Genomic DNA, 22,869 nt, shown 5'->3' with positions numbered 1-22,869 from the left:
GATCAGACTCCAGCGGGCGTACGGGCGTCGGCGGCGAGGTCGGCCGGGGAGGCCAGGTGACCGAGGACCGCGGTGGCGGCGGCGACCTGCGGGGACACCAGGTGGGTGCGACCGCCCTTGCCCTGCCGGCCCTCGAAGTTGCGGTTGGAGGTGGAGGCGGAGCGCTCACCGGGGGCGAGCTGGTCGGGGTTCATGCCCAGGCACATGGAACAGCCCGCGTGCCGCCATTCGGCGCCGGCCTCCTTGAAGACCACGTCCAGGCCCTCGGAGACGGCCTGCAGGCCCACCCGCGCGGAGCCCGGGACGACCAGCATCCGCACGCCGTCGGCGACCTTGCGGCCCTTGATGATGTCCGCGGCGGCGCGCAGGTCCTCGATGCGGCCGTTGGTGCAGGAACCTACGAAGACGGTGTCCACGTTGATGGAGCGCAGCGTCTGGCCGGCCTCCAACCCCATGTACTCCAGGGCCTTTTCGGCGGCGAGCCGCTCCGAGGCGTCTTCGTACGAAGCCGGGTCGGGGACGGACGTCGAAAGCGGGGCGCCCTGGCCCGGGTTGGTGCCCCAGGTGACGAACGGCGACAGCTCGGCGGCCTCGATCACCACCTCGGCGTCGAACTCGGCGTCCTCGTCGGACTTCAGCGTCTTCCAGTAGGCGACGGCCGCGTCCCAGTCCTCGCCCTTCGGGGCGTGCGGACGGCCCTCCAGGTAGGCGAACGTCGTCTCGTCGGGGGCGATCATGCCCGCGCGGGCGCCGGCCTCGATCGACATGTTGCAGATGGTCATCCGGGCCTCCATCGAGAGCTTCTCGATGGCCTCGCCGCGGTACTCCAGGACGTAGCCCTGGCCGCCGCCGGTGCCGATCCTCGCGATGATCGCCAGGATCAGGTCCTTGGCCGTGACACCGTCGGGCAGTTCGCCGTTGACGGTGATCGCCATGGTCTTCGGGCGGGCCATCGGCAGCGTCTGGGTGGCCAGCACGTGCTCGACCTGGGAGGTGCCGATGCCGAACGCGAGTCCGCCGAAGGCGCCGTGCGTGGACGTGTGCGAGTCGCCGCAGACGACGGTCATTCCGGGCTGGGTCAGACCGAGCTGCGGGCCGACGACGTGCACGACGCCCTGCTCGACGTCGCCCAGCGAGTGCAGCCGGACGCCGAACTCGGCGCAGTTCTTGCGCAGCGTCTCCAGCTGGACCCGGGAGACCGGGTCGGCGATCGGCTTGTCGATGTCCAGGGTCGGGGTGTTGTGGTCCTCGGTGGCGATGGTGAGGTCGAGACGGCGCACCGGGCGGCCGTTCTTGCGCAGGCCGTCGAAGGCCTGCGGGCTGGTCACCTCGTGCAGCAGGTGCAGATCGATGAAGAGGAGGTCGGGCTCGCCCTCGGCGCGCCGGACGACGTGGTCGTCCCAGACCTTCTCCGCGAGTGTCCTACCCATCGCTGTCCCTCCGGCCGGCCGTGGTGCGCCGGTCCAACTAGATCTGTGGGGAGACGGCGCCCGCACCCCTGCTTCCGGGCGTCCGCCGCCAGGCCCGGTGGTCCACGGGCCGCGTTGCTTCCGTGCTTCCAGAGTGGCGGGTTCCACGGAAAATTGAACTTGCGTTTCACAGAGTGAGACGCAAGTATCGTTGCATGGACAACAGTAGCGGCGTCGGCGTTCTGGACAAGGCGGCCCTCGTCCTGAGCGCTCTGGAGTCCGGTCCGGCCACCCTCGCGGGGTTGGTCGGGGCCACCGGACTGGCACGACCCACGGCCCACCGCCTGGCCGTGGCGCTGGAGCACCACCGCATGGTGGCACGTGACATGCAGGGCCGTTTCATCCTCGGTCCGCGCCTGGCCGAACTGGCCGCGGCGGCGGGCGAGGACCGGCTGCTCGCCACGGCGGGCCCGGTGCTCACGCATCTGCGCGACATGACCGGCGAGAGCGCCCAGCTCTACCGCCGCCAGGGCGACATGCGCATCTGCGTCGCCGCGGCGGAGCGCCTCTCGGGCCTGCGGGACACGGTGCCGGTGGGCTCCACGCTCACGATGAAGGCCGGTTCCTCGGCGCAGATCCTGATGGCCTGGGAGGAGCCGGAACGGCTGCACCGGGGCCTGCAGGGCGCCCGGTTCACGGCGACGGCCCTCTCGGGCGTACGACGCCGGGGCTGGGCCCAGTCGATCGGCGAGCGCGAGCCGGGCGTGGCGTCCGTCTCCGCGCCGGTGCGCGGGCCGTCGAACCGGGTGGTGGCCGCCGTCTCGGTCTCCGGCCCCATCGAGCGCCTGTCCCGCCACCCGGGCCGGATGCACGCCCAGGCCGTCATCGACGCCGCCGGCCGCCTCTCCGAGGCGCTGCGCCGCTCCTGAACCCCTGTCCGTACCGTCCCGTGGGAACGGGCCCGCCCCAACGCCGCGGCGGGCCCGTTCCCCGGTTCCCGGGCGCGCGTCCCGGAACGCCGAAAGCCCTCCACCGAGGTGGAGGGCTTTCTTCGTGTACCCCCGACCGGATTCGAACCGGCGCTACCGCCTTGAGAGGGCGGCGTGCTAGGCCGCTACACAACGGGGGCGTGGATCATACGTTGCCGCAGATCCTGCTGGTCTACCTGGACTCGAACCAAGACTAACTGAACCAGAATCAGTCGTGCTGCCAATTACACCATAGACCAATGATGGTTTAGACCAGTCAGTACCCCCGACCGGATTCGAACCGGCGCTACCGCCTTGAGAGGGCGGCGTGCTAGGCCGCTACACAACGGGGGCCCTAGCGATCCTGCGTCGATGACGGCGGGAGCTACCCTGACCATCCTCGCGGGAAGGATCTGTACCCCCGACCGGATTCGAACCGGCGCTACTGCCTTGAGAGGGCAGCGTGCTAGGCCGCTACACAACGGGGGCTTTGCGGATGAGATCCGCGGTGCAGATGAGCTCTGCGAGCTGGCCTACCTGGACTCGAACCAAGACTAACTGAACCAGAATCAGTCGTGCTGCCAATTACACCATAGGCCACTGGAACGCAAGCCCCGGAGGGGTTCTTGTTCTAGTTCGACGCTTCGAGGTTCCGGCCTTCCGGCCCGCTCCCCTCGGCGCAGGAAGAACATTACCCGAAGGTGGACGGGGCTCCAAAACGGGTATCGGCGGCGAGTATCGCCGGGAGTTCGGAGAGGGAGGCGATACGGCGCGGCCCCACGGGCGGCTCGACGGCCACCCACGCCTTCCCGCGGTCGATCCACACCGACAGCAGTCCCGCCTCCGCGGCGCCCCGGCCGTCGATCTCCGGGTGGTCACCGACGTACGCCACCTGGTCCGGGGGCAGCGCCAGCGCGTCGCAGGCGGCGAGGAACGCGCCGGCCTCGGGCTTGGAGACGCCCAGTTCGGCGGCGCACAGGATGACCTCGAAGCGGTCGTGGACGCCGAGGACGCGCAGCTTGCGGTCCTGGACGTGGAGGCTGGAGTTGGAGAGCACCGCGTGCCGGTGACTGGCGGCGAGGGCGTCGAGGACGGGCAGCACGTCCGGGAAGAGGCTCCAGGCGGACTCGTAGTGCGTGACGTACCGCCGGAACCAGTCGTCGGCCTCGGCGTCCGTCAGCTCCGGCCGTCCCAGGAAGATCCGGGTGCGGTCGCGCCGCTGCGTCTCGAAGTCCACCTCCCGCGCGGCGAACCGCGCCCACTGCTGCCGTGTCACCTCCCGCCACCGCTCCAGCGCCTCCCCCGCGGAGGCGTACCCGTCCATCAGCCCTTCGGCCAGCAGGTGCGCCCGCATGCCCTCGCGGTCGGCGGTGGTGTAGTCGAAGAGGGTGTCGTCCACGTCCCAGACAACTGCTCGGATCGCCATGCCACCGACGGTACAGCCGGACCGGCTGGGGCCCCGGGGGACATCCCCCGACGGACGCGGCGTCGGGAAGCGTGTGGTCCACGTCCCGGACGACCGCTCGGACCACCATGCCGCCGGCGGCACCCGGCAACGTGCAGGGGCGGCGCCCGGATGGTTCCGGGCGCCGCCCCTGCACGGCCTGTGGGCTACGCGGCGAGCTTCGTCAGGGCCGCGTCGATCCTGGCCAGGGTCTTCTCCTTGCCCAGGACCTCCAGGGACTCGAAGAGCGGCAGGCCGACCGTGCGGCCGGTGACGGCGACGCGGACCGGGGCCTGGGCCTTGCCGAGCTTGAGGCCGTGGGCCTCGCCGGCGGCCAGGACGGCCTCCTTGAGGGAGTCCGGGGACGTCCAGTCGGCGGACTCCAGCTTCTCCCTGGCCGTGCGGAGCAGGGCGTCGGAGCCCTCCTTCATCGCCTTGTTCCAGGACGCCTCGTCGAAGACCGGCTCCGGCAGGAACAGGAAGTCGACGTTGTCCGTGATCTCCGACAGCACCTTCAGGCGGGTCTGCGCGTGCGGGGCGACGGCCGCCCACTTGGCCTCGTCGAAGGCCTCCGGGGCCCAGGGGGCGAAGGGGGCCCTGAGCCAGGGCGCGCAGCGCTCGGTGAAGTCCTTCACGTCGAGCATGCGGATGTGGTCGCCGTTGATCGCCTCGCACTTCTTGAGGTCGAAGCGGGCCGGGTTCGGCTGCACGTCCGCGACGTCGAAGGCCGCGACCATCTCGTCGATCGAGAAGACGTCCTGGTCGGCGGAGAGCGACCAGCCGAGCAGGGAGAGGTAGTTGAGCAGGCCCTCGGGGAGGAAGCCGCGCTCGCGGTAGAGGTTGAGCGACGACTGCGGGTCGCGCTTGGAGAGCTTCTTGTTGCCCTCGCCCATCACGTACGGCAGGTGGCCGAAGGCGGGGGTCCGCTTGGCGATGCCCAGCTCGGTCAGCGCCTTGTAGAGGGCGATCTGGCGGGGGGTGGAGGAGAGCAGGTCCTCGCCGCGCAGGACGTGGGTGATCTCCATCAGAGCGTCGTCGACCGGGTTGACCAGCGTGTAGAGCGGGGCCCCGTTGGCGCGGACGATGCCGTAGTCCGGGACGTTCTCCGGGGTGAAGGTCAGTTCGCCGCGGACCAGGTCGGTGAAGGTGATCGTCTCGTCGGGCATCCGGAAGCGGACGATCGGCTCGCGGCCCTGGGACTTGTACTCCTCGACCTGGGCGTCGGTGAGCTCGCGGCAGTGGCCGTCGTAGCCGGAGGGCCTGCCGGCGGCGCGGGCGGCCTCGCGGCGGCTGTCCAGCTCCTCCTGGGAGCAGTAGCAGCGGTAGGCGTGGCCGGCGTCGAGGAGCTTCTGAGCGACGTCCTTGTAGAGGTCCATGCGCTGCGACTGGCGGTACGGCGCGTGCGGGCCGCCGACCTCGGGCCCCTCGTCCCAGTCGAAGCCCAGCCAGCGCATGGAGTCGAGCAGCTGGTCGTAGGACTCCTCGGAGTCGCGGGCCGCGTCGGTGTCCTCGATGCGGAAGACCAGGGTGCCCTGGTGGTGCTTGGCGAACGCCCAGTTGAACAGGGCGGTGCGGACCAGGCCCACATGGGGGTTACCGGTGGGCGAGGGGCAGAAACGGACGCGAACTGGAGTGCCGGATGCGCTAGCCACGCTTGACAACCTTGTTGGTGAGAGTGCCGATGCCTTCGATGGTGACGGCGACCTCGTCGCCGACGTTGAGGGGGCCGACCCCGGCCGGGGTGCCCGTGAGGACGACGTCGCCCGGGAGCAGCGTCATGGCCTCGGAGATGTTGACGATCAGGTCCTCGATGGAGTGGATCATCTCGCTGGTGCGGCCGAGCTGACGCTGGGCGCCGTTGACCGTGAGCTGGACGGTCAGGTCGCCCGCGGCGGCGATGTCGATGTCCGTCTCCACCCAGGGGCCGAGCGGGCAGGAGGTGTCGAAGCCCTTGGCCCGGGCCCACTGCTTCTCGCGCTTCTGGACGTCGCGCGCGGTGATGTCGTTGGCGCAGGTGTAGCCGAGGATCACGTCCTTGACGCGCTCGCGCGGGACCTCGCGGCACATCCGGCCGATGACCACGGCCAGCTCGGCCTCGTGGTGCACGTCCTGGGAGAAGGAGGGGTACTGGATCTCGTCGCCGGGGCCGATCACCGAGGTGGAGGGCTTGAAGAAGGCGAACGGGGCGTCGGGCACCTCGTTGCCGAGTTCCCTGGCGTGTTCGGCGTAGTTGCGGCCGAAGGCCACCACCTTGTTGGGGAGCACCGGGGGCAGCAGCCTGACCTTGCTCACCGGGACCTTGGTGCCGGAGAGCTCGAAGTCCGCGAACGGGATGCCCTTGATGATGTCCAGGACGAGTTCGTCCTGCTTCTCGCCCTCGACCGCGCCGAAGGCGACGTTCCCGTCGATGGAGAATCTGGCGATGCGCACGGGATGCTTGTCCCCTTGACCGATCGGCTGAAGTCTGACGTCCCAGGCTAACGCGGCAGGGGTCCGCGCCCCGCGCAATAACAACGAGGGGCGTCCCCGTCGCCGTGGGGACGCCCCTTGAGTGTTTCGCGGCCGGTGCGCGTATGGACCGGTGTCACTTCGCGGCGGTGGCCGCGACCGGGATCTCCATGAGGACGGTGCGCTTGGGGTTGGCGGTCTGGGCCGGGAGGTCGACGGTGTGCTCCTGCTGGACCGGCGTCTGCAGTTCATCGGCGCCGTCGAGGTGCGCCAGCGTGGTGCGCCGCGGGTTGGCGATCTTGTGGAACATCATCGTCGTCTTCACTGTTTATTTGGCCCTGTCCTGTTCACGGGCGCCCGGAGGGGGTAGGAGACCCCGGTGAGGGCGCGGGTTGTCGGTTTTGCCATCCCTGTAAAGCGTCAGGCTAAACATGCGATTCCCCGCCGACCTCGGCCGGAGCCCTTGATCAGGGTGTGAGTTTGCTCACGGATCGCTGGACAAACCACCCATTCCGACCCGTCTCCCGACGAGGTGGAATCGGACATTCACCACCTGAAGCCACCATTCCGCTCCTGATCATGGCGACTGGGACACCCGGAGCGACCTGTCGACTCGTGGGCATACGCCCCTTATGGACGAGATCACTTTCTACCCCCGGTGACCCGTCACTCACGTGGTGTCACGTATCTCACCTGTAAGGCGATGGGCCTTGTTGGAGATCCTGCACTGTGCTGGAATTCCACGGAACCGCCGCAGGATCGAGCCGGTGCACAGGGGGCGCACAGACGCGCCGAGTGGCGGGCGAGAAGGGGGAACCAGCGCCGGTCACTCACGACCACCACGGGGCGTATTCAGGGCGCCCCTATGACGCCGACACCGTGCCTCGCCGTTCACGCGGAGGGGTGCCTGGTTCAGAGGTTGCGACGCTAGTGCAGGGACGTTTCAAGAGGGATGGCAGCGCTTCGGCAGAGCCGGAGCCGCAGGGCGGGACCGGCCCCAAGGCCGTCGGCTCCACGCCCCAGCACGCCCGGAACCAGGGCCCGGACGCGGCCGGGAACGGCGGCGAAGGCACCGGCGCCGCCGCGTCGAGCCCGGCGCCGGCCACCCCGAAGGGTCCGACCGGCCCGGGGCCGCGAATAGCCCTGCGGAACTGGCGGATCTCGACCCGTCTGGTGTCGCTGCTCGCCCTCCCGGTGGTCGCGGCCACCTCGCTGGGCGCGCTGCGTATCAACCAGTCGTTGGACGACATCCAGCAGCTCGACAACATGAAGCTGCTGACGGACATGACCAAGCAGGCCACCGAACTGGCCCACGCGCTCCAGGAGGAGCGCGACCAGTCGGCCGGCCCGCTGGCGCACGGCGGCAAGGCCACCGACTTCTCGGTCAAGGGTTACCGCGAGAAGACCGACCGGGCGCGCAACCTCTTCATCGACAGCTCCGAGGAGATCGACGACGCCAGCAAGGACGGCAACCTCAAGGGCGTCCGCGACAACCTGGTGCAGCTCGCCGGTGAACTGGGCGAACTCGAGAAGATCCGCAACACGGCGTACCAGTCGGAGCGGAACTCCACGCAGACCGTCGAGGGTTACCACCGTCTGATCGAGAAGCTGGTCGAGCTCTCGCAGGACATGGCGGAGGCGACCAGCAACCCCGAGATGATCCAGCGCACCCGTGCCCTGGCGTCCTTCTCCTCCGCCAAGGAGTACGCGTCGATCCAGCGCGCGGTCCTCGCCGCGGCGCTGCCCGCCAGCAACACCACCAAGGGCGAGCTCTCCGACAACGACCGGCTCTACGCCGAGTCCGCGCTGGCGAGCCAGAAGTCCGAGCTCCGCAGCTTCAAGAGCATCTACGGCGATGTCGCCGCCACCGAGCTGCTGCTGCCGATCGAGGAGGGCAACAGCACGATCAAGGCCACCGACGAGTACGCCGGGCGTGCCCTGGCCTCGGAGTTCGGCCTCACGTCGGTGGGCGAGCGGTCCTACCGCGACTGGCTGGACGACAGCTCCACCAAGATCCAGCAGATGAAGAACATCGAGCTCACGCTGCTCGAGGACATGGAACAGCAGGCCCGTGAGCTGCGCAGCGCCACCGAGCGCGACGCGATCGTCTCCGGTGTGCTGATCCTGCTCGTGCTCGGTGTGTCGCTGGTCGGCGCCTTCGTCGTGGCCCGCTCCATGATCCGCTCGCTGCGCCGGCTGGAGGACACCGCCACCAAGGTCGCCCAGGAACGCCTGCCCGAGCTGGTCAAGCAGCTCTCCGAGTCCGACCCGCAGGACGTCGACACCTCCGTGGAGTCGGTCGGTGTGCACTCCCGGGACGAGATCGGCAAGGTGGCCGCGGCCTTCGACGACGTGCACCGCGAGGCGGTCCGCCTCGCCGCCGAGCAGGCCCTGCTGCGGGGCAACGTCAACGCGATGTTCACCAACCTCTCGCGCCGTTCCCAGGGTCTGATCCAGCGCCAGCTGTCGCTGATCTCCGAGCTGGAGTCCCGCGAGGCCGACCCGGACCAGCTCTCCTCGCTGTTCAAGCTGGACCACCTCGCCACGCGTATGCGCCGTAACGGTGAGAACCTCCTCGTCCTCGCGGGTGAGGAGCCCGGCCGCCGGTGGACCCGTCCGGTCCCGCTGGTCGACGTGCTCCGTGCCGCCGCGTCCGAGGTGGAGCAGTACGAGCGCATCGAGCTGGCCTCCGTGCCGAGCACCGAAGTGGCCGGCCGCGTGGTCAACGACCTCGTGCACCTGCTCGCCGAGCTGCTGGAGAACGCGACCTCGTTCTCCTCGCCGCAGACCAAGGTCAAGGTCACCGGTCACGCGCTGCCCGACGGCCGGGTGCTGATCGAGATCCACGACACCGGTATCGGTCTGTCGCCGGAGGACCTGGCGGCGATCAACGAGCGGCTCGCCGCGCCGCCCACCGTGGACGTCTCCGTCTCCCGCCGCATGGGTCTGTTCGTGGTCGGCCGGCTGTCGCAGCGCCACGGCATCCGCATCCAGCTCCGTCCGTCCGACTCCGGTGGTACGACCGCGCTGGTCATGCTGCCCGTGGACGTCGCCCAGGGCGGCAAGAAGCCGCAGGGCAAGCCGGGTCAGCCGGGCGCGGGCGGCGGTGGCCCCGCCGCCGCGCAGGCCGCCGCGGGTGCCGCGGCCGCACGGCGTGCCGCCGGTGCCGGTCAGTCCGCGGGCGGTGCTCTCGGTGCCGGCGCGTCCGGCGGTGGCCGGCTCGGTGCCGGTCAGGGCCCGCGGGCCGCGCTGCCCGGACGGGACGGCGCGGGCCGGCCCGACGGAGCGCGGGGGCCGCAGGGCCAGCCGGCCAACTCCACGCCGTCGCTGTTCGACCGGGGCGCCCCCGGTGCGGCTCCGCAGAGCCGTCCGGCTCCGGCCGGTTTCGGCGGCCAGGCGCCCGGTGCCCCGCAGGGCATGCAGGCCGCGGGCCCGAACGGACAGCAGGACCAGGACGCCTTCGGTGGCGGCCGCGGCCAGGTGCCGCCGCAGCGCGGCAACGGAAAGCCCGAGCGCTCCCGTCGTCCGCAGCTGCCGCCGCGCGGCGGTGCGCGCCCGGAGCTGCCCGGCGGTGACCAGCAGCCGCGCGTGCCCAGCTGGAGCGACGAGAACGCCCAGCCGCCGGTGCCGCGCGCCTCGCTGGACGCCCCGCGCGGTCACGAGGAGCCGGACGCCGCCCGGACCTCGGCCATGCCCCGGTTCGACGACCGGCAGGGCCCGGGTGCGACGGCGGAGATGCCCCGGTTCGACGAGCGTCAGAACCCCGGCGCGCCCGCCTACGGCACCCCCGGTGCCGACGCCCCGCAGAACACGGGCCAGTACGCCCAGCCCGGCGCGAACGGCGGCCAGTACGCCCAGCCCGACGCGAACGGTGGCCAGAGCACCGGCCAGTACGCCCAGCCCGACGCGAACGGTGCCCAGAACACGGGTCCGTTCCTCCGCGGTGACATCTTCGGCGCCCCGCAGGGCGGTCCGGGCGGGCAGAACCCGGCCGCGACGGGCCAGTTCCCCGTCCCGCAGGGCTACGACAACGGCTCCACCGGCCAGTTCCAGATGCCGGGCCAGGACAACGGTGCCACGGGCCGTCACTCCCTCCCGGAGCGTCCGAACGCCGCCGACCCGGCCGTCACCGGCCAGTACGAGCGTCCGCAGCCGAACGGCGCGCACGGAGCCGGCCCGGTCGCCCCGCGTCCGCCGGCCCCGCAGCAGCGTCCGGAGCAGCAGGGCAACGGCGGTGCCGCGCAGCGGCCCGACGGGCGCGCGGTGTCCGACGCGTGGGCGCTGCCGCCCGCGTCCGGTCCTGGCGACGGCCGTACGCCGCTGTACGACACGCTGGAGACCAACTGGTTCCACGGTGGCGGCGGGCAGGAGCAGGGCAACGGCTCGGCTCCGGCACCCCAGCAGCCGCAACAGCACCAGCAGTCCCAGCAGCCGCAGGCCCCCACCGGTCCGCAGCGGTCCGCTTCCACCGCCTGGCGCAGCTCGCCCAACGACGAGCTGGTCCGGCAGGCCGAACGCGTCCGGCAGCCGGCCGCGGGCGGCGTCACCACCTCCGGCCTGCCGCGCCGGGTACCCAAGGCGAACCTCGTCCCGGGTACGGCTCAGCAGCAACAGCACCAGAGCGGTCCTCAGGTCTCGCGCGCCCCCGATGACGTGCGCGGCCGGCTGACCAATCTCCGTCGGGGTATCGCACAGGGTCGTCAGGCCGGTACCACCCAGACCGGCAGCTTCCCGAACCCCACTCACCAGCAGGAGCGTTAGTTGAGCCCGATGAGCCAGGCGGCACAGAACCTCAACTGGTTGATCACCAACTTCGTGGACAACACCCCCGGGGTGTCCCACACCGTCGTCGTGTCCGCCGACGGTCTTCTGCTGGCGATGTCCGAGGGGTTCCCGCGCGACCGCGCGGACCAGCTCGCGGCCGTCGCTTCGGGACTGACCTCCCTGACGGCCGGCGCCTCCCGGATCTTCGAAGGCGGCAACGTGGCCCAGACGGTCGTCGAGATGGAGCGGGGATTCCTCTTCCTCATGTCTGTCTCGGACGGCTCGTCCCTGGCCGTTCTCGCGCACCCCGAGTGCGACATCGGCCTCGTCGGCTACGAGATGGCGCTCCTGGTCGACCGTGCGGGAGCGGTCCTCACCCCGGACCTCCGCGCCGAGCTACAAGGAAGTCTGCTCCACTGATCGGCCCCGGCACCACCCGTCTCACCAAATCACCGTCCGGCCGCCACATTCCCCCCACCGGCCCCGTCAGACGGCTTGACTGACCGACTTGCTGTCCCGCCCGGAGGACCCATGACCCCGCCCACCGCCTCTCATGATCCGTACGCGGAGCCGTACGAGGACGAGGGCGACCAGCCGCTGGTGCGTCCGTATGCGATGACAGGCGGCCGGACCAGGCCGCGTTATCAGCTGGCCATCGAGGCACTGATCAGTACGACGGCCGATCCGGCAGCGCTCATGGGACTCCTTCCGGAGCACCAGCGCATCTGCCATCTGTGCCGTGAGGTGAAGTCGGTCGCCGAGGTCTCGGCGCTGCTCAACATGCCACTGGGTGTTGCCCGGATCCTGGTGGCCGACTTGGCGGAGGCGGGTCTCGTCGCCGTGCACCAGCCGGGCGGCGACGAGACGACCGGCGCCCCCGATGTGACACTGCTCGAAAGGGTGCTCAGTGGACTTCGCAAGCTCTAACGGCGGGGCGGTCTCCGACAACCGTGCCACCACGTCCGCGAAGATCGTGGTGGCGGGCGGCTTCGGCGTGGGCAAGACCACGTTCGTCGGCGCCGTCTCGGAGATCAACCCGCTGCGTACGGAGGCCGTCATGACGTCCGCCTCGGCGGGCATCGACGACCTCACCCACACCGGGGGCAAGACCACCACCACGGTGGCCATGGACTTCGGCCGCATCACCCTGGACCAGGACCTGATCCTGTACCTCTTCGGTACGCCCGGTCAGGACCGCTTCTGGTTCATGTGGGACGACCTGGTGCGCGGCGCCATCGGCGCGGTGGTCCTGGTGGACACCCGCCGGCTGGCGGACTGCTTCCCCGCGGTGGACTACTTCGAGAACAGCGGACTGCCCTTCGTGGTCGCCCTCAACGGGTTCGACGGACAGCAGCCCTACCAGCCGGAAGAGGTGCGCGAGGCGCTCCAGATCGGGCCCGACACCCCGATCATCACCACCGACGCCCGCCACCGCGCGGATGCGAAGAGTGCGCTGATCACATTGGTCGAGCACGCTCTCATGGCGCGTCTCAGGTAGAGCCAGAAAAGAAGCGACATACGGCAGTTGTCGTAGACGCCCCGGAGCCGGCTGTGTCCTTTGACACGGCCGGCCTCGGTGTTCATAACGTTTCGGCAGAGGAATCGAGGGAGGCCGACACGCGACGCGGTCGCGCGGTACCGCTGCGCGCACGAACGAACCGCCTTTTGCAGGCGCTCGCTCTGTTTGACCGTTTTATCTGGGACTTACATCACTCGGATTCCTCGCCTTCCAGTGTTTGGAAGAGCCCTGGTCGGCATGCTGGAATGCCTGAACTGCCCAATAGTCAAAGACGTACTCCACAGTCGATGGCACACCGGGCTCTGAGACACAGCGGCACAACGATGGTGCCGACCGCCGAGAGGTTGTTGGTCGAGTGAGGCGAAGCAAGAACAGTCCCGAGCCGTCGGCCCGGGGCAACTTCACGCCGCCGCCGCGCACAGCGGCGCCCGCCCCCGTGCCCGGTCCCGAACCGACGGTCGCGCCCGCCAAGAGCGGAGGCCGCCTTTCCCCGCGCAACTGGCGCGTGACGACCCGACTGAACGCGATCCTGCTCATACCCGTGCTGGTCGGTCTGGTCATGGGCGGCTTCCAGGTGAAGGGCTCGATCGACACCTGGAACGACGCCGAGGACGCGGAGAACACCGCGCGTCTGGTGCAGGCCTCCCTCACCTACGCCAACGCCCTCTACAACGAGCGGGACGTCACCGCGGTCCCCCTGCTGCAGGGCAAGGGCGAGGACGACCCGGACGTCACCAAGGCACGCGCCGCGACCGACAAGGCCGCCGACGCCTTCGACGAGGCCGCGCTGAGCATGCCGGACAAGCCCGGCCTGAAGCGCCGGATGGAACTGTTCCGCGAGGCCGAGCCCCAGCTGACCGCGCTGCGCGCCGCGGCGTACACCTCCAAGCTCAAGGGTGTCGCGACCGAGGAGGGCTACGTCGCCGTCGCCCACCCCCTGATGGAGTTCGCCAACGACCTCGGTCTCGGCACCGGCAACATCACCAGCTACGGACGTACGGTCTACGCGATCTCGCTGACCAAGTCGGCCCTGTCGCTGGAGCGTTCCATCGGCATGCACATGCTGGTGAAGCCCGGCCCGACCGACAGCCAGCTCGCCAGCCAGCGCGTGGCCCTCTCCTCGTACGCCTACCTCGAGCGCATCGCCATCGAGGAGTACCGGGGCGGTGGCACCGAGGCCGATGTGGAGAAGCTGGAGCAGACGGCGCAGCGGATCCAGGCCGAGGGCACGACCATGGCCCGGGAGGCCAAGCAGAGCGACCCGGACTACGTGGCGCCGCCCGCGAAGACGGAGACGATGATCTCCGAGCTGGGCCGGCTCCCCTCCACGGACGCCTCCGACCGTGCCGAACTCGCCGCCCAGGGCATCACCCCCGCCAACTGGTGGGCCGTGAACACCCTCAAGTTCGACGGTTACCGCGAGATCGAGTCCGACCTCACCGACAGCGCGGTGAGCGAGGCCTCCCAGATCGCCGACGACGCCCAGCGCGACGCCCTCATCACCGGTGCCGCCGTCGTCATCGCCCTGCTCGCCGCGTTCATCCTGGCCGGCATGGTGGCCCGCCAGATGAGCCGCTCCATGCGCCAGCTGCGCAACGCCGCCTTCGGCATCGCCGAGCAGCGCCTGCCGATGCTGGTCGACCAGCTCTCCCGTACCGATCCCGGCCGGGTCGACACCAAGGTCGCGCCGATCCCGATCTCCACCACCGACGAGATCGGCGAGGTCGCCCGCGCCTTCGACCAGGTCCACCGCGAGGCCGTCCGGCTCGCCGCCGAGCAGGCCCTGCTGCGGGGCAACATCAACGCGATCTTCACCAACCTGTCGCGCCGCAACCAGTCGCTGATCGAGGGCCAGCTGACCCTGATCACCGACCTGGAGAACAACGAGGCCGACCCGGACCAGCTGGAGAACCTCTTCCGCCTGGACCACCTCGCGACCCGTATGCGCCGCAACGGCGAGAACCTCCTGGTCCTCGCCGGCGAGGAGCCCGGCCGCCGCTGGGACCAGCCGGTGCCGCTGGTCGACGTGTTGCGCGCCGCCTCCTCCGAGGTGGAGCAGTACGAGCGCATCGAGCTGTCCGGTGTCCCCGAGGCCGAGATCCACGGCCGCGCGGTGACCGACCTCGTGCACCTGCTCGCCGAGCTCCTTGAGAACGCCACCACGTTCTCCTCACCCCAGACCAAGGTCCGCGTCACCGCGACCCGTCTCCCCGACGGCCGCGTGATGGTCGAGATCCACGACAAGGGCATCGGCCTCACCGCCGAGGACTTCGCCGACATCAACCACAAGCTGGCCAACCCGCCGACCGTGGACGCCGCGATCTCGCAGCGCATGGGCCTGTTCGTGGTCGGCCGGCTGTCCGACCGGCACGGCATCCGGGTCCAGCTGCGCCCCTCGGGCGAGCAGGCCGGCACCACCTCGCTGGTCATGCTGCCGGACGCGATCACCCACGGTGGTGGCGGCGATCAGCAGCCGAACCGCGACGAGTTCACGGTCTCGCAGATCATCCCGGAGCAGAACTTCCCGGGTGAGGACTTCGGCCGGCAGCCGCTGCGCACCGCCGCGGAACTGGGCTTCGACGACAGCCGCTACGAGGTCCCGGACGACATCCGCGACCTGGACCCGGTCGGCCGTTCCCTGATGCGCGAGGAGCGCCGGGCGGCCCTGGAGTCCCAGGCGCAGCCCGAGTCGGCCGCCGCGAACGCCCAGGTGGGCCCCGAGGCGCCCGCCCACCCGGACGGATTCGCCGCCCCGCAGGGCTACGACAACGGCCAGGGCTACCAGGACAACGGCCAGGGCTTCGACGGCGGCTACCAGGAGCAGCAGACCGCCGGGTACGACCAGCAGGCGTACGACAACGGGCAGCGGACGGCGTACGAGGAGCCGCAGCAGCAGGCGTACGGCGAGGGGTTCTACGCGCCGAACGGCGGGCCGGCGCAGAACGACGCCTTCTCGTCCAACGGCGGCTACCCGGACGCCTCCTACGCGGAGCCGGCCCAGGACGACTGGCCGCAGCAGGGCGGTTACCACAACGGCTACCCGGACCAGTACCCTGCTCAGGCCCCGGAACCGGAAAATACGCAGGCCGCTGACGCACGTGAGCAGGACAGCGTAGGCTTCGACCGTCCGGGACCGGCTGTCTCCGACGTCCACCCGTTGACCGACGCCGGGCTTCCCCGCCGCGGATCCACCGCGGGCGGCGCGAACGGCTCGGGCGGCGCGCGGCGTGCGGACCAGGAGCCGCCGGCTTCCACTCCGGAGAGTGACGGCGACAACGGCTGGCGTTCGGCGAACGACGAGCGCTGGCAGCAGGCATCGTCGCTCCGGAAGCCCAAGGCCGGCGGAGTGACCTCCTCCGGTCTGCCGCGGCGAGTCCCCAAGGCCAACCTGGTCCAGGGAGCCGCCGAAACCACCCCCCAGGGAGGCCCCCAGGTCTCCCGCGCCCCGGAAGACGTCCGGGGCAGGCTGAGCAACCTGCGTCGCGGTGTCCAAAAGGGCCGCAGCGCGGGCAGTGAAACGAACGGTCAGGGCTTCGGTTCTGACAGCACCTACAACCAGGAGCGTTAGTGTGAGCCCGATGAGCCAGGCGGCACAGAACCTGAACTGGTTGATCACCAACTTCGTGGACAACACCCCGGGGGTGTCCCACACGGTGGTGGTCTCCGCCGACGGACTCCTTCTGGCGATGTCCGAAGGCTTTCCGCGCGACCGCGCCGACCAGCTCGCGGCCGTCGCCTCCGGTCTGACGTCTCTGACGGCAGGCGCCTCCCGGATCTTCGAGGGCGGCAGCGTGAACCAGACGGTTGTGGAGATGGAGCGGGGATTCCTGTTCATCATGTCCATTTCCGATGGTTCGTCGCTCGCGGTTCTCGCACATCCCGAGGCGGACATCGGCCTCATTGGGTACGAGATGGCCCTTCTGGTCGACCGAGCCGGTACGGTCCTGACGCCGGATCTTCGAGCGGAGCTCCAGGGGAGCCTTCTCAACTAGAGGACAGACGGTGCGTTTTGGCGTCCCGGGGCCTTAAGGTTTCGGGACGCGGCTCCACAGTGATGGGTGCCAGGCACAGTCGGAGGAGGAGAAAGTGGCAACACCCCCAGACGGTTCATCCGCGGGCAACTGGTCGTACGGTCCTGCCCAGGGCCAGAACGACGGTTCCCAGAACCGGTACGGATACCCCTCCGCGCCACACCACGGCCAGCCGTACGCGCCGCAGGGCCCCGGCCCTTCGCCGTACGACCAGCCGCACACCCCGCACATCCAGCCGGTGCAGCCGCAACGCCGGGCACCCGAGCCGGCGCCCGCCGGGGCGTCGAACAATCCCCTGGTGCGCCCGTACGCGATGACGGGCGGCCGCACCAGGCCGCGGTACCAGCTCGCCATCGAGGCGCTGGTGCACACCACCGCGCAGCCGCACCAGATGCAGGGCCAGCTGCCCGAGCATCAGCGGATCTGCACCCTCTGCCGGGAGATCAAGTCGGTGGCCGAGATCTCGGCCCTGCTGACCATCCCTCTCGGTGTGGCCAGGATCCTCGTCGCCGACTTGGCGGAGGCGGGACTGGTCGCCATCCATCAGCCCGGCGGCGACGAGAGCGCCGGCGGCCAGCCAGACGTGACACTGCTCGAAAGGGTGCTCAGTGGACTTCGCAAGCTCTAGCGGCGGTCCTTCCCGCTCCACCACCTCGGCGAAGATCGTGGTGGCGGGTGGCTTCGGCGTGGGCAAGACCACGTTCGTCGGGGCCGTTTCGGAGATCAACCCGCTGCGCACGGAGGCCGTCATGACGTCTGCTTCGGCAGGCATCGACGACCTCACCCACACCGGGGACAAGACCACCACCACGGTCGCCATGGACTTCGGCCGCATCACCCTGGACCAGGACCTGATCCTGTACCTCTTCGGTACGCCCGGCCAGGACCGCTTCTGGTTCATGTGGGACGACCTGGTGCGCGGCGCCATCGGCGCGATCGTCCTCGTTGACACGAGGAGGCTCGCCGACTGCTTCCCCGCGGTGGACTACTTCGAGAACAGCGGACTGCCTTTCGTGATCGCCCTCAACGGCTTCGACGGCCAGCAGCCGTACCAGCCGGAAGAGGTGCGGGAGGCGCTCCAGATCGGGCCCGACACCCCGATCATCACCACCGACGCCCGCCACCGCGCCGACGCGAAGTCGGCCCTGATCACCCTGGTGGAACACGCCCTGATGGCCCGCCTCCGCTAGAAGAACGCCGCAGCCTGCGGGCAGTCGTGCCTCCCCCAGTGCCTAAAGGGCCTGGGAGGTACCCCCAGGGCGGCACGGGTGGGCGCAGGCTGCACCTCGTCAGCGCCGAGCAGCGCAACGCCCCCTGCGGCCACTGGGCTGCCGGGGGCTGTTGCATGCCGGGTGCGGGTGGGTGGGGGCTTGTCGCGCCCGCGCGGCGGAGCCGAATGTCGGTACAGCCCCGCGCCCCTGGGGGCTGCTGGCGTATGCCGAGTGCGAGTAGCCCGTGGCTTGTCGCGCCCGCGCGGCGGAGCCGCATATCGGTACAGCCCCACCCCCTGGGGGCATCGCCCCGAACGGAGTGCGAGAAGGGCCCCTCCTTTTGTGGAGGGGCCCTTCTCGGTGTCAGCGCCAGCTGTGGGGGGCTCGGAAGCCCGGTTCGCGTTCCAGGCGGCGCCAGCCGGCCCTCGCCCGGCCCAGGTGGGCCGGAGCCGCCGGCTGGGCGGCAGCCCTGGCGAGCAGGATCGCCGTGATCGCGGCGACCTCCTCCGGCCCGGCATGCCCCTTCTCGACGCGGATGTCAGGTGTGCTCATGGCGTGCGTCTCCCTTACTGCGGCGGGTTGCCGTGCTTGCGGGACGGCAGATCGGCGTGCTTGGTCTGCAGCATCGCCAGCGAACGGATCAGCACCTCACGGGTTTCGGCCGGGTCGATCACGTCGTCGACCAGACCGCGCTCGGCGGCGTAGTACGGGTGCATCAGCTCGGACTTGTACTCCTTGACCATGCGCGCCCGCATGGCGTCGGGGTCCTCGGCCTCGGCGATCTGACGCCGGAAGATGACGTTGGCCGCCCCCTCCGCGCCCATCACGGCGATCTCGTTCGTCGGCCAGGCGTACGTGAGGTCGGCGCCGATGGACTGGCTGTCCATGACGATGTACGCACCGCCGTACGCCTTGCGCAGGATCAGCGAGATCCGCGGCACGGTGGCGTTGCAGTACGCGTACAGCAGCTTCGCGCCGTGGCGGATGATGCCGCCGTGTTCCTGGTCGACGCCCGGGAGGAAGCCGGGGACGTCCAGGAAGGTGAGGATCGGGATGTTGAAGGCGTCGCACATCTGGACGAAGCGGGCGGCCTTCTCGGACGCCTCGATGTCCAGCACGCCCGCCAGCGACTGCGGCTGGTTGGCGACGATGCCGACGACCTGACCGTCCATCCGGGCCAGGGCGCAGATGATGTTGCGCGCCCAGCGCTCGTGGACCTCCAGGTACTCACCGTCGTCGACGATCTCCTCGATGACCTTGGCCATGTCGTACGGCCGGTTGCCGTCGGCGGGGACCAGGTCGAGGAGGACGTCGCTGCGGCGGTCCGCGTCGTCGGCGCACTCCACGCGCGGCGGGTTCTCCCGGTTGTTCTGCGGGAGCAGGGAGAGGAGGTAGCGCACCTCGTGGATGCACGTCTCCTCGTCGTCGTAGGCGAAGTGGCAGACACCGGAGGTCTCGGCGTGCACGTCCGCGCCGCCCAGGCCGTTCTGGGTGATCTCCTCGCCGGTGACCGCCTTGACGACGTCCGGCCCGGTGATGAACATCTGCGAGGTGTCGCGGACCATGAAGACGAAGTCGGTGAGGGCGGGGCTGTAGGCCGCGCCGCCCGCGCAGGGGCCGAGCATCACGCTGATCTGCGGGATGACGCCGGACGCCTTGGTGTTGCGCTGGAAGATGCCGCCGTACCCGGCGAGGGCGGAGACACCTTCCTGGATGCGGGCGCCGGCGCCGTCGTTCAGGGAGACCAGCGGCGCACCGGCCGCGATGGCCATGTCCATGATCTTGTGGATCTTGGTGGCGTGGGCCTCGCCCAGCGCGCCGCCGAAGATCCGGAAGTCATGGGCGTAGACGAAGACCGTACGGCCTTCCACCGTGCCCCAGCCGGTGATCACACCGTCCGTGTACGGCTTCTTCTCCTCCAGACCGAAGCCGGTGGCCCGGTGCCGGCGCAACTGCTCGACCTCGCGGAAGGACCCCGGGTCCAGCAGCAGTTCGATGCGCTCCCGCGCGGTCAGCTTGCCCTTGGCGTGCTGCGCCGCGGTCGCCTTCTCGCTCGGGCCGGCCAGTGCCTGGGCACGGATCCCGTGCAGTTCGGCCACGCGTCCGCGCGCGTCGGTCGGCTCACCCGGCGCCTCATCCAAAACGGTCATGTAGTGACCTTACGAAGCCGACCCGGAAATGCGAGCCGTCGACTCCTCACAGTCTCCGGGGTGTTTTCCTGGTACCCCTGAACAGAACCCCGGCGGCATGCAGCCGTTCCGACTGCTCAGAGGGCGTTCCCCTTGTAGGGGTCGCACAAAGAACTCCTCTGAGAGTCACCTCACATTCATGTGAGGCGCATGCACCCGTTCGGGTCGGTCCGCTCATCCGGAGCGTAACGGTGGCGGTTTTCCGCTCCCCGCCGGGGTCTCAGCCGAAGCGGTCGAGGAGCCTGCGGTAGAGGCCGGGGGTGAGGGCGCGCACCCGGGAGGGGAGGGCGAGCCAGGCGGGGACGTAGGTGTCGTCGCGGCCTTGGGAGACGGCGTTCCAGACGGCGGCCGCGACCCGGCCGGCCGAGGTGGGGCGCGGGTGGGAGCGGTGGTACGGCGTGCCGCGGCGGGCGAAGAAGCCCGTCTCCACGGGGCCGGGCACGATGAGGGTCACCCCCACACCCGTACCGCGCAGTTCCTGGCGGAGCGCCTCGGCGAACGTGGCGAGCCCGGCCTTGGCGGCGGAGTACACCGCCTCCTCCCGTACGCCGACCGAGCCGGCCACCGAGCCGACGAGCACCACCCGGCCGCCGCCGGCCGCCACCATCGCGGGCAGCACCTCCCGTACGAGGTGCAGCGTCGCGTTGAGGTCCAGGAACAGCACCCGGTCGATGTCGGTGTGCGGCATGGTCAGGAAGGGCCCGGCCCAGCCGATGCCGGCCCCGGCGACCAGCACGTCGATGCGTCCGGTCTCCCGCAGCGCGGCCTGTGCCAGCATCTTCGCCCCGTCCGGCGCGGCGAGGTCGGCGGGCAGCAGGACCGCCGAGGTGCCGGACGCCGTCTCCTCCAGCCGCCGCCGGTCCCGGCCGCTGAGCAGCAGCTGCCAGCCCCCGGCGGCGAAGCGCCGCGCGGTGGCCGCGCCGATGCCCGAGGAGGCGCCGGTGACGAGGGCGACGCGCCGGCCGGTGCGCGGCGGCGGCCCGTGGCCGCGCACCGCCGCCGGGGCGGAGGCCGCGGCACGGGCGGCACCGTGTGCGGGGTCCGCCGGGGGGTCGTAGGTGGAACCGGAGCCGGTGGTGGTCACGAGTCGGTCTCCCATGCGCTGTCGCTGCGGGTCCTCGGCATCCAGGACACCCCCACTCCGGTGCACCCCGCCAGCGCTGGATCCCGTCCGCCCGGCCCGCTCCCGCCTCTGCCTGCGGGCGGCGTCCGGGCCTCACGGGGGCCGGCGCGCCGCGCCGCAGGACCACTCCTGCGGGCCGCGGGGTGCGGCCAGGCGGGCGTATGGCGGGTACGCGGCCTCGTGTGCCGGGATACGAAGGGGACACCCTTCCGTACCCGGTCCGTCCCACCCCGTGGCGAGGTCCCCATGCGTCTGCTGCTCGTCCACCCCAGCGCCCTGATGTACTCCGAGATCTTCCTCCGGCTCGAACCGCTGGGCCTGGAGCGGGTGGCCGGCGCCGCCCGCGAGGCCGGTCACGAGGTCCGGGTCGTCGACCTCCAGGTGCTGGGCGTGAACCGGCTGCGCGACGAGGTGCGGTCCTTCCGTCCGGAGGCGCTCGGCATCTCGCTCAACTACCTGGCGAACATCCCGGAGGCGATCGCGCTGGCCGCGCGGGTGAAGCGGGAGGTGCCGGGCTGCTTCGTGTTCCTCGGCGGGCACAGTGTCTCGTTCGTCGCCGAGGAGGTCGTCGAACAGGCGGAGGGCGCGGTCGACGCGGTGGTCCGCGGGGAGGGGGAACCGGCGGTCGCGCCGCTGCTGGAGGCGGTGCGCGACGGCGGGGTGGAGGGCGTGCCGGGTGTCGTCACGGCGGCCGGACGCGGCCCCGCGCCGCTGATGCTGCACAGCATCGACGGACCGCTCCCGGCCCGCGATCTGATGCGCAACCGGCGCCGCTACTTCATCGGTGAGCTCGACCCGTGCGCGTCCATCGAGTTCACCCGCGGCTGCCCCTGGGACTGCTCGTTCTGCTCGGCGTGGACGTTCTACGGCCGCAGCTACCGCAAGGCCTCGCCCGAGGCGGCGGCGGAGGACCTGGCGAGGATCCGCGAGCCGAACGTGTTCATCGTGGACGACGTGGCCTTCATCCGGCCCGAGCACGGGAACGCCATCGCCGCCGAGGTGGAGCGGCGCGGCATCCGCAAGAAGTACTACCTGGAGACGCGCGCGGACGTCCTGCTGCGCCATCCCGAGGTGTTCGAGCGGTGGGCGCGGCTGGGGCTGCGCTACATGTTCCTCGGCATGGAGGCGATCGACGCCGAGGGGCTCGACCTGTACCGCAAGCGGGTCAGCCCGGACGAGAACCTGAAGGCGCTGGAGACGGCCCGGCGGCTCGGCATCAAGGTCGCTGTCAACCTGATCGTGGATCCGGCCTGGGACGAGGAACGCTTCCGCGTGGTGCGCGAGTTCGCGCTGGCGGTTCCGGAGATCGTGCACTTCACGGTGATGACGCCGTATCCGGGTACGGAGATCTGGCACACCGAGTCGCGCCGGCTCACCACCCGCGACTACCGCCTCTTCGACATCCAGCACGCGGTGGTGCCGACCACGCTGCCGCTGGAGCGCTTCTACGAGGAACTGGTGCGCACCCAGGCGGTCATCAACCGCAAACACCTGGGGGTGCGCACGGCGTTCGGCGCGGCGCGCGTGCTCGGCCGCAACCTGCTGCACGGGCAGACCAACTTCGCCCGCATGCTGTGGAAGTTCAACCAGGTCTACAACCCGCGCCGGCAACTCGCCGACCACGCGCGGCCGGTGCGCCACGAGCTGCCGCTCCCCCAGCGCCTCGACATCGGCGACCGGCGCAAGCTGTACGTCCACACGCGGGGGGCGACGCGGGGCGCGCAGACCGGCCGGACCCCGGACTAGTCCGCCGCCGGGGGCTG

General features: G+C 70.5%; 18 protein-coding genes and 5 tRNA genes. 10 read left to right on the top strand and 13 right to left on the bottom strand.

Features of this window, described 5'->3' with window-relative positions:
- Positions 1 to 2: 2 nt before the first annotated feature.
- Complete coding sequence (gene leuC / locus ACIA6T_RS12785; protein ID WP_399446542.1) at positions 3 to 1,430, bottom strand: 3-isopropylmalate dehydratase large subunit; 1,428 nt, start codon at positions 1,428 to 1,430, stop codon at positions 3 to 5.
- A gap of 194 nt (positions 1,431 to 1,624) precedes the next feature.
- Here leuC and ndgR point away from each other — a divergent pair, with 194 nt between their 5' ends.
- Positions 1,625 to 2,338, top strand: coding sequence for an IclR family transcriptional regulator NdgR (ndgR, locus tag ACIA6T_RS12780; protein WP_399446541.1), 714 nt, complete (start codon positions 1,625 to 1,627; stop codon positions 2,336 to 2,338).
- Positions 2,339 to 2,465: 127 nt separating this feature from the next.
- Here ndgR and ACIA6T_RS12775 read toward each other — a convergent pair.
- From ACIA6T_RS12775 to ACIA6T_RS12735, 9 genes are all read right to left on the bottom strand, one after another.
- Positions 2,466 to 2,538: transfer RNA gene (locus ACIA6T_RS12775), tRNA-Glu, on the bottom strand.
- 27 nt (positions 2,539 to 2,565) lie between these two features.
- Positions 2,566 to 2,637, bottom strand: a tRNA-Gln gene (locus tag ACIA6T_RS12770).
- 21 nt (positions 2,638 to 2,658) lie between these two features.
- Positions 2,659 to 2,731: transfer RNA gene (locus ACIA6T_RS12765), tRNA-Glu, on the bottom strand.
- Positions 2,732 to 2,793: 62 nt separating this feature from the next.
- Positions 2,794 to 2,866 (bottom strand) — tRNA-Glu (locus ACIA6T_RS12760).
- A gap of 39 nt (positions 2,867 to 2,905) precedes the next feature.
- Positions 2,906 to 2,977: transfer RNA gene (locus ACIA6T_RS12755), tRNA-Gln, on the bottom strand.
- 91 nt (positions 2,978 to 3,068) lie between these two features.
- Positions 3,069 to 3,803, bottom strand: coding sequence for an HAD family hydrolase (locus tag ACIA6T_RS12750; RefSeq protein ID WP_399446540.1), 735 nt, complete (start codon positions 3,801 to 3,803; stop codon positions 3,069 to 3,071).
- A 185-nt stretch (positions 3,804 to 3,988) separates the two neighbouring features.
- Complete coding sequence (gene gltX / locus ACIA6T_RS12745) at positions 3,989 to 5,473, bottom strand: glutamate--tRNA ligase (RefSeq protein WP_399446539.1); 1,485 nt, start codon at positions 5,471 to 5,473, stop codon at positions 3,989 to 3,991.
- The gene (locus ACIA6T_RS12740; RefSeq protein WP_399446538.1) at positions 5,466 to 6,251 is read right to left on the bottom strand and encodes a fumarylacetoacetate hydrolase family protein; all 786 of its coding nucleotides are present in this window, start codon (positions 6,249 to 6,251) and stop codon (positions 5,466 to 5,468) included. The genes gltX and ACIA6T_RS12740 overlap by 8 nt, the downstream gene beginning before the upstream one ends.
- Positions 6,252 to 6,405: 154 nt before the next feature.
- Positions 6,406 to 6,582: a hypothetical protein gene (locus ACIA6T_RS12735; protein WP_399446663.1), complete on the bottom strand. Its 177-nt coding sequence runs from the start codon at positions 6,580 to 6,582 to the stop codon at positions 6,406 to 6,408.
- A 617-nt stretch (positions 6,583 to 7,199) separates the two neighbouring features.
- On the opposite strand from ACIA6T_RS12735, the gene ACIA6T_RS12730 reads away from it, so the two are divergent.
- The 8 genes from ACIA6T_RS12730 (at position 7,200) to ACIA6T_RS12695 (ending at position 17,773) form a co-directional block, all read left to right on the top strand.
- A complete protein-coding gene (locus ACIA6T_RS12730) occupies positions 7,200 to 11,030 on the top strand; it encodes a nitrate- and nitrite sensing domain-containing protein (protein ID WP_399446537.1) in 3,831 nt (1,276 codons plus the stop codon).
- 9 nt (positions 11,031 to 11,039) lie between these two features.
- Positions 11,040 to 11,453, top strand: a complete 414-nt coding sequence (locus ACIA6T_RS12725) for a roadblock/LC7 domain-containing protein (RefSeq protein ID WP_003973453.1) — start codon at positions 11,040 to 11,042, stop codon at positions 11,451 to 11,453.
- Between the two features lie 111 nt (positions 11,454 to 11,564).
- On the top strand, positions 11,565 to 11,960 hold the full coding sequence (locus ACIA6T_RS12720) for a DUF742 domain-containing protein (protein ID WP_004924977.1): 396 nt from the start codon (positions 11,565 to 11,567) through the stop codon (positions 11,958 to 11,960).
- A complete protein-coding gene (locus ACIA6T_RS12715; protein WP_399446536.1) occupies positions 11,941 to 12,531 on the top strand; it encodes a GTP-binding protein in 591 nt (196 codons plus the stop codon). Before ACIA6T_RS12720 ends, ACIA6T_RS12715 begins: the two co-directional genes overlap by 20 nt.
- Positions 12,532 to 12,907: 376 nt before the next feature.
- On the top strand, positions 12,908 to 16,120 hold the full coding sequence (locus tag ACIA6T_RS12710; protein ID WP_399446535.1) for a nitrate- and nitrite sensing domain-containing protein: 3,213 nt from the start codon (positions 12,908 to 12,910) through the stop codon (positions 16,118 to 16,120).
- Positions 16,121 to 16,130: 10 nt separating this feature from the next.
- Positions 16,131 to 16,544: a roadblock/LC7 domain-containing protein gene (locus tag ACIA6T_RS12705; RefSeq protein WP_004983065.1), complete on the top strand. Its 414-nt coding sequence runs from the start codon at positions 16,131 to 16,133 to the stop codon at positions 16,542 to 16,544.
- 94 nt (positions 16,545 to 16,638) lie between these two features.
- Positions 16,639 to 17,211 (top strand): DUF742 domain-containing protein, encoded by a 573-nt coding sequence (locus ACIA6T_RS12700; protein WP_399446534.1) that lies wholly within the window; start codon positions 16,639 to 16,641, stop codon positions 17,209 to 17,211.
- Positions 17,192 to 17,773 carry an ATP/GTP-binding protein gene (locus ACIA6T_RS12695; RefSeq protein WP_391793890.1) on the top strand — a complete coding sequence of 194 codons (582 nt, stop codon included), beginning with the start codon at positions 17,192 to 17,194 and terminating at the stop codon, positions 17,771 to 17,773. The genes ACIA6T_RS12700 and ACIA6T_RS12695 overlap by 20 nt, the downstream gene beginning before the upstream one ends.
- A 384-nt stretch (positions 17,774 to 18,157) precedes the next feature.
- Here ACIA6T_RS12695 and ACIA6T_RS12690 read toward each other — a convergent pair whose 3' ends face one another.
- From ACIA6T_RS12690 to ACIA6T_RS12680, 3 genes are all read right to left on the bottom strand, one after another.
- Positions 18,158 to 18,346 (bottom strand): acyl-CoA carboxylase subunit epsilon, encoded by a 189-nt coding sequence (locus ACIA6T_RS12690; protein ID WP_399446533.1) that lies wholly within the window; start codon positions 18,344 to 18,346, stop codon positions 18,158 to 18,160.
- Positions 18,347 to 18,360: 14 nt separating this feature from the next.
- Positions 18,361 to 19,944, bottom strand: coding sequence for an acyl-CoA carboxylase subunit beta (locus tag ACIA6T_RS12685; RefSeq protein WP_399446532.1), 1,584 nt, complete (start codon positions 19,942 to 19,944; stop codon positions 18,361 to 18,363).
- A gap of 259 nt (positions 19,945 to 20,203) precedes the next feature.
- Entirely contained in the window at positions 20,204 to 21,067 is an 864-nt protein-coding gene (locus tag ACIA6T_RS12680; protein ID WP_399446660.1) for an SDR family NAD(P)-dependent oxidoreductase, read from the bottom strand.
- Between the two features lie 285 nt (positions 21,068 to 21,352).
- Between ACIA6T_RS12680 and hpnR the strand changes: the two genes are divergently transcribed.
- Positions 21,353 to 22,852: a hopanoid C-3 methylase HpnR gene (hpnR, locus tag ACIA6T_RS12675; RefSeq protein ID WP_399446531.1), complete on the top strand. Its 1,500-nt coding sequence runs from the start codon at positions 21,353 to 21,355 to the stop codon at positions 22,850 to 22,852.
- Positions 22,853 to 22,869 lie beyond the last annotated feature (17 nt).

Origin of the sequence: Streptomyces sp. NPDC051740 (genome assembly GCF_044453165.1) — a bacterium.
Classification (GTDB): Bacteria; Actinomycetota; Actinomycetes; order Streptomycetales; family Streptomycetaceae; genus Streptomyces; species Streptomyces atrovirens.
Note: the sequence above shows the minus strand (reverse complement) of the source record. Positions and strands in the feature narration are given on the sequence as shown.